The sequence below is a fragment of the Hymenobacter lutimineralis genome (assembly GCF_008271285.1).
In the GTDB taxonomy this organism is placed as follows: Bacteria; Bacteroidota; Bacteroidia; order Cytophagales; family Hymenobacteraceae; genus Hymenobacter; species Hymenobacter lutimineralis.
Map to the genome: position 1 here is coordinate 22,658 of NZ_VTHL01000034.1, position 6,250 is coordinate 28,907.

Annotated in this window: 6 protein-coding genes; 5 read left to right on the forward strand and 1 reads right to left on the reverse strand. The window is 59.7% G+C overall.

Going from position 1 to position 6,250, the window contains the following annotated elements:
* Window positions 1–74 precede the first annotated feature (74 nt).
* Window positions 75–2,375 carry an efflux RND transporter permease subunit gene (locus tag FY528_RS20365; protein ID WP_149072861.1) on the reverse strand — a complete coding sequence of 767 codons (2,301 nt, stop codon included), beginning with the start codon at window positions 2,373–2,375 and terminating at the stop codon, window positions 75–77.
* 132 nt (window positions 2,376–2,507) lie between these two features.
* On the opposite strand from FY528_RS20365, the gene FY528_RS20370 reads away from it, so the two are divergent.
* The 5 genes from FY528_RS20370 (at window position 2,508) to FY528_RS20390 (ending at window position 6,180) form a co-directional block, all read left to right on the forward strand.
* Window positions 2,508–2,747, forward strand: a complete 240-nt coding sequence (locus FY528_RS20370; RefSeq protein WP_149072862.1) for a hypothetical protein — start codon at window positions 2,508–2,510, stop codon at window positions 2,745–2,747.
* Between the two features lie 104 nt (window positions 2,748–2,851).
* Window positions 2,852–3,964, forward strand: a complete 1,113-nt coding sequence (locus FY528_RS20375) for a type I restriction endonuclease (protein ID WP_149072863.1) — start codon at window positions 2,852–2,854, stop codon at window positions 3,962–3,964.
* A gap of 138 nt (window positions 3,965–4,102) precedes the next feature.
* Window positions 4,103–4,387, forward strand: a complete 285-nt coding sequence (locus FY528_RS20380) for a TIGR03643 family protein (RefSeq protein ID WP_149072864.1) — start codon at window positions 4,103–4,105, stop codon at window positions 4,385–4,387.
* 15 nt (window positions 4,388–4,402) lie between these two features.
* The gene (locus tag FY528_RS20385) at window positions 4,403–5,584 is read left to right on the forward strand and encodes an FAD-binding domain-containing protein (RefSeq protein WP_149072865.1); all 1,182 of its coding nucleotides are present in this window, start codon (window positions 4,403–4,405) and stop codon (window positions 5,582–5,584) included.
* Window positions 5,585–5,808: 224 nt separating this feature from the next.
* Complete coding sequence (locus FY528_RS20390; RefSeq protein WP_149072866.1) at window positions 5,809–6,180, forward strand: serine hydrolase; 372 nt, start codon at window positions 5,809–5,811, stop codon at window positions 6,178–6,180.
* Window positions 6,181–6,250 lie beyond the last annotated feature (70 nt).

The window sequence follows — 6,250 nt, forward strand, 5'->3', positions numbered from 1 at the left end:
TTTTTTTCGAAGATGGGCGGGAAAAGGCATAGGCGTATCGGGCGCAAAGATAGACGGCGCTCCGGGAAGCCTGCCTACGCCTCCAGCAGCGGCACCGGCTGGCGGATTTCCTTGGGCTTGTGCCGGTAAAACCACAGAATCAGAATCGGCAGCAAGGTCAGCTCGGCCACTACCCCGAACAGCAGCGTGAGGCCAATGAGCAGCCCCACGTAAAACGTGCCGTCGAAGGAAGAGAAGATAAGCGTGGAGAAGCCGCCCACCAGAATCAGGGAGGTGACGATAACGGCTTTGCCGGCCATCAGGTAGGTTTTGCGCACGGCTTTAAACAAACTGGGCTCCTGCAGCAGCACCAGCTTCAGCTTGGAGATGAAGTGGATGGTGTCATCGACGGCAATGCCGAAAGCAATGGTGAAGATGATACTAGTACTCACCTTCATGCTCACGCCGGCTGCGCCCATCACTCCGGCCACAATCAGGATGGGCACCAGGTTGGGGATGAGCACCACCAGCGTCATGCGCACCGAGCGGAAGAGCAGCAGCACAATCAGCGTCACCATCACGATGTCGATGCTCATGCCCGTAATCATGTTGAGCGTGAGGTTTTCGTTGTTTTTGTCGATGAGGTTGGCCGAGCCGGTGAGGCGGGTTTGCAGCACGGTACTATCCACCGACGTGCGCAGGAAGCGGCGCAAATCCGCGTTCAACTGGTCGGCCCGGATGGAGCCCACATCAGGCATGCGGCCGGTGAGGCGGCCTTCGGAGCCGTCGGGCAAGGCCAGGGCCCGAAACTCCGGCTTCTTGCGAAACAGCTTCACCTTGCGGGTCAAGCGCGCCAGCTCGGCTTCCGAGTCGGGAAGGCGGTACTCTTCCAGCAAACCGCCGTTCAGGGCCTTGCGCACCGATTTAATAATAGTGACGGGCGAGGCCACGAAGTTCAGCCCATAGGTTTTCTGCAGGTATTCTTCAACTTGCTCGGTCTGGCGCAGCACCTGCAGGTCGTAAATCGTGCGGCCGGGGCCGGGTTTCAAGTCCAGTTCGAAGGGCCGCACCCCGGCAAACTGCCGCTCGAAAAAGGCGAAATCCAGCTTCACCGGGTCGTTTTTCGATAAGTCATCCAGCAGCGCCGAATTGATACGGATGCGCGAGGCCGAGGCTACCGACAGCCCCAGCACCAGGGCGCTGATGGCCACCACCCAGTGCCGCCGGGCCAGCACCGTGCGGAACATGCGGCCCAGCACCCCGTCCCAGCTGTGGCCGGTTTCGCGCGGCACCCGCAGCTGGGGCTTGCGCAGCAGCACCAGCATGGCCGGCAGCAAGGTGAAGCTGAGGGCAAACGTGAGCAGCACGGCAATACCCGTAAACAGTCCGAAGTTGTAAATGGGCCGGATGGTGCTGGTCATCAAGGTGAAAAACCCGATGCTGGTCGTCAGCGCCGACAGCCCCGAGCCGAACCCCGATTCCTTGAGGGCAATTAGCAGCGAATCCTTCTTGCTGGCCCCGTAGCCCAGTTCCGTGACGTAGCGGGTGATGATGTGGATGGTATCGGACATGCCCACCACGAACAGCATCACCGGCAGCAACGCCGTCATCAAATCAATGCTGACTCCGAAGGCCGACATCACGCCCAGGCCCCACAGAATGGAGCCCAGCACCACCACCAGCGGCAGTACCACGCCCCACCACGTGCGGAACGTGAGCCAGAGCAGCCCCGTCACGAGCACCACCGAAAGGCTCATAAACACCATCAGCTCCACCTGCAGGCGGTCCACAAACACCGATTGGGCCACCATCTTGCCGGCCAGGTGGTACTGCGTTTCGGGAATACCCTGGCGCTGCAGCTCCGTGCGCACGGCCGTGAGCAGCGAGTCGCCGGGCGGCTTGCTGAGGTTGGGTGAGGTCTGGAACAGGATGGTCACGGCCCGCGCATCCCGGGAAATCAGGTTGCCCACCAGGCCCGGGGTGCGGTACACCAGGGCCGAGTCCTGGGCCCGGCGCTGCGGCTCCTGCGGGTGCAGGTAGGGCACGTTGAACACGCCCAGCCCTTCCACCACCGGGTTGGTGGCGGTGGTGGGCGACGACACCTGCGTAACGTGGCGCCGACTTTGAATAAATTGAGTGAGCGAATCGACCTTGGTCAGGAACCGGGGCTCGAACACCGTCTGACCCGCCGGGGCTTCCAGGCCCAGCAGCACGTAGTCGTTATCGTTGCCGAAGCGCCCGGAGTACGCCATGTAGTAGTCCAGGTCCGGGTCGCCGGCGGGGTAGAAGTCGTTGAAATTGTAGTTGAACCGCAGCTGGGCTACGAAGAACACGGCCAGGGCCGTGAGCAGCCCGAGGGCCAGGAGCGTCAGGTGCGCGAGTTTGCGAAGGGGCATAGAAAGAATAACGTGCGGCTCCACCGGCCGGATGCTGGCATGCAACGGCCGCGGCTTATTTGCTACCTTAGAGCAGGCGGATAGCCAACCGCCGCTTTTCCGCTTTTGTTTCCTTCTTTTCCAAGAACTGCCATGAAAAACGCTTTGCTCGCCCTCGCCCTGTTTGCTTTTGTAGGTTCGGCTGCGGCCAACGAAGGCCCCACCGATGCCAAAGGCAAAAAGTCCAAGAAAACCACCGCCACCCTCACCAAAGCCAGCTGCACGCCCGGTGAGAAAGCCACCGCGGGCGGCTCCTGCTGCGCCAAGAAGGGCGCCAAGACGGCTGCAGTAACGCCTGCCCCAGCCGCTGCCCCGGCGGTGAAGTCGATGTAACACAAAGCACACAAACAAAAAAGCCACCCGTTTGAGGTGGCTTTTTTGTTTGTGTGCTTTGTAAAGTTATATTTAGGTATCTACAAACATATCATCCTCGATTTATGGAGCTTATTGACCAACTTACCAATCTGGCCTCACGGGCGCAAAAGCAACTTGTTCACATTCAGACCGAAGAGGCTACGAAAACGGCGCTAGTTATGCCGTTTATCAATGCGCTGGGTTACAATGTGTTCGATCCTACTGAGGTAGTGCCAGAATATATCTGTGATATCGGTACCAAGAAAGGGGAGAAGATTGACTATGCCATCATGCGTGATGGGAAGCCAATTATCCTTATTGAGTGCAAACACGTTGGCAGCGACTTGAATATCAACCACGCCAGTCAGCTGTTCCGCTACTTCCACGTAACTGAAGCCCGTATTGCGGTACTAACCAATGGCGTCCATTACCGCCTGTTTACAGACTTGGAGCAGGCCAATAAAATGGACGAGCGACCCTTCATGGAATTTGACTTGTTCAATTTTCATGAGAATGACGTGGCCGAAATCAAAAAGCTGAGCAAGCCGTCGTTCAATATTGATGATATGCTGTTTGCGGCCTATAACCTGAAGTACATGCGGGCCTTCAAGAAGTATTTCGAAGAGCAATTCAATCAGCCCTCAGCCGACTTTATCAACTTCGTTTCCAAACAGATTTACGACGGTATACTAACACCAAAGCTTAAGGAGCAATTCAGTGTGCTGGTGCACCGATCATTCCATCAGTTTCTAAATGACAAAATCACTATGCGGCTGCGCTCGGCTATGGTTGATACCAGCAATGCTTTGCTAGCACCAGAACTGCCAGCCCGCGCAGTGACCGAAGTTGCCCCTGCAGCTTCCGCTACGGAAGCAGTTGACAAGGAAATTGAAACTACAGTGGAAGAAACGGAAGGCTTTATGATTGTGCGGGCTATTCTGCGCAAGCTGGTAGCCGTAAACCGAGTGGTAATGCGCGACGTGCAGTCCTACTGCGGGATTCTGCTGGACGATAACAACCGTAAGCCCATATGCCGCCTGCACTTCAACGGGAGCAAGAAGTACGTAACCTTGTTTGATGTTGAAGGCGGGGAGCGAATCGATATTACGTCGCTGGATGATTTGTATGGCTTGGCGTCGCGAATTCGGGCGGCCGTGCAGCGGCATGAGAAGAAGCCCGCCGAAGCGGGAGTGTAAATTCGATACCTCAGTATAAGCACACAAGGCCGCTCTAGAGCGGCCTTGTGTGCTTATAGTCGTCGCCCGAAACATCCCCCGAAGCCCAACGGTTGCAGAAGCGCCGGCTGCCTCATGCCGGCACACATTCGCTGCCGTATGCCCGCAAACGCCCCTTTATCGCCCGACGACATTGACCGCATCATCGAGATGGGGTGGGAGGACCGCACGCCGTTCGAGGCCATTGAGGCGCAGTTCGGCTTGGCCGAAAAGGAGGTTATTGCCCTGATGCGCCGCGAAATGAAGGCGTCCTCATTCCGGATGTGGCGGGCGCGCATGAGCGGCCGGGCTACCAAGCACCGCGCCCTCCGCCCCGACGATATAGACGGCTTCAAGAGCAACCAGCAGCGCAGCATCTCCCGCAACAAACTCAGCAAGCGGTAGCGCCCCTTTCCCGTCATGAGCACCCACCTGCGCAAACTCCACGCCGGCCAAGCCCACCCCGAGCCCGCCGCTGCGCCCGCCATCAGCTTCCCCACCCAGTACGCGGTTATTCTGGACCGCATAGCGGCCATCGACCCGGTGCGCTACGGCCGCTCGCGCAACTTCCTCAACGGAGCCCTCACGTATCTGTCGCCCTACCTGAGCCGGGGCGTCATCAGCACCCGGCAGGTGTACGAGGCCCTGCAGGCCCGCGGCTTCGCCTTCGAGGATATGCAGAAGCTAGCCAGTGAGTTGGGCTGGCGCGACTATTTCCAGCGGGTGTGGGAGGCCCGCGGCGACGAGCTGTTCCGCGACCTGCGCCAGCCCCAGCCCGGCGCCCGGCACCACCAGCTGCCCCGGGCCCTGCCCGAAGCCCGCACCGGCATTGCGGCCGTGGATGGATATCTGCGCCGCCTGCCCGCCACCGGCTATCTGCACAACCACCTGCGCATGTACGTAGCCAGCCTGGCCTGCTGCATCGGGCGGGCGCACTGGTCGGCTCCGGCGGCCTGGCTCTACTACCACCTGCTCGACGGCGACCTGGCCAGCAACACCTGCAGCTGGCAGTGGGTAGCCGGCGCGTTTGCCGGCAAGCAGTATTACTGCAACCAGGAAAACATCAACCACTATACTGGCAGCCAGCAGCGCCACACTTACCTCGACGTAGCCTACAGCGAGCTGCCTACGCTGCCCGTGCCCTCGGAGCTGCAGGCCACCGTCGCGCCCGACCTGGCAACGCCGCTGCCCGCGCCGTCCGCCCCGGTTATCGACCCCGCCCGGCCGCTGCTGCTCTACAACAGCTACCACCTCGACCCGCAGTGGCGCGCCGACGAGCCCGCCAACCGCATCCTGGTGCTGGAACCCTCACACTTCCGGCGGTTCCCGGTGAGCGGGGCGGTGCTGGCCTTTATCCAGCAGCTGGCCACCGACAATATCCCCGGCATCCAGGTTTTCGTGGGGGAGGTGACGGAGCTGCCCCACCTGGCCGACGTACCGGCCATCTACACCCGCCAGCACCCGACCACGGCTCACTACCCCGGCACTCACGACGCCCGTCCCTGGCTGGTGCCGGAGGTGGCGGGCTATTTCCCCAGCTTTTTCAACTACTGGAAAAAGTGCGAAAAAGTCCTGCGCCGCCAGGAGGTTGGAGAGGGCTGAAGAGGTGATTAGCCATCCGTAGGAGAGACGTGCTACTTCGCGTTGCGGCGTTGCTGACGCTGATTCGAATTCATGGCAAATTGACCGGCCGCCCAAAGCTCAGCCTGCCGAGTTAAAAACTTGCCGCCCAGCTGTAACCTTTTCGGGCAGCGGCAGTGTCCTGCGGAAACCAGACTTCTATGACGGCAAACCGCGCGCCCCTTTTTACCGGCCTTTTCCTGCTAATGGCTTCCCTTGTGTTTGGGCAGCCCACGGCGCCCACAGCCAGCAGCAACCCCAATAAACAGCTTGACTTGGTGGTGCAGCGGGAGGGAAGGCCATTCAGCAAAGAACCCACCGCAGTAGGCCTTTCCATAGGCATCATCAAAGACAAGCACACCTACTTTTACAACTTCGGCACCACGCGAAAAGGAACGAGCCAGGCGCCCACGCCGCATACCATTTACGAAATCGGCTCGGTCAGCAAAACGTTTACGAGTCTGCTGCTGGCCCAGGCCGTGCTGGAAAAACGGGTGAGCCTGGAGGATGATATCCGCAAGTACATGCTAGAGAGTGTGGACAGTCAGCGCATCCAATCCAGGGCGGCGAGCAGGTGAGCGACGGCTAAAAAAGAGGCGGCGGTTTTCTCGTAGCGGGTGGCCAAGCCTCGCGCTTCTTTGAGCCGGC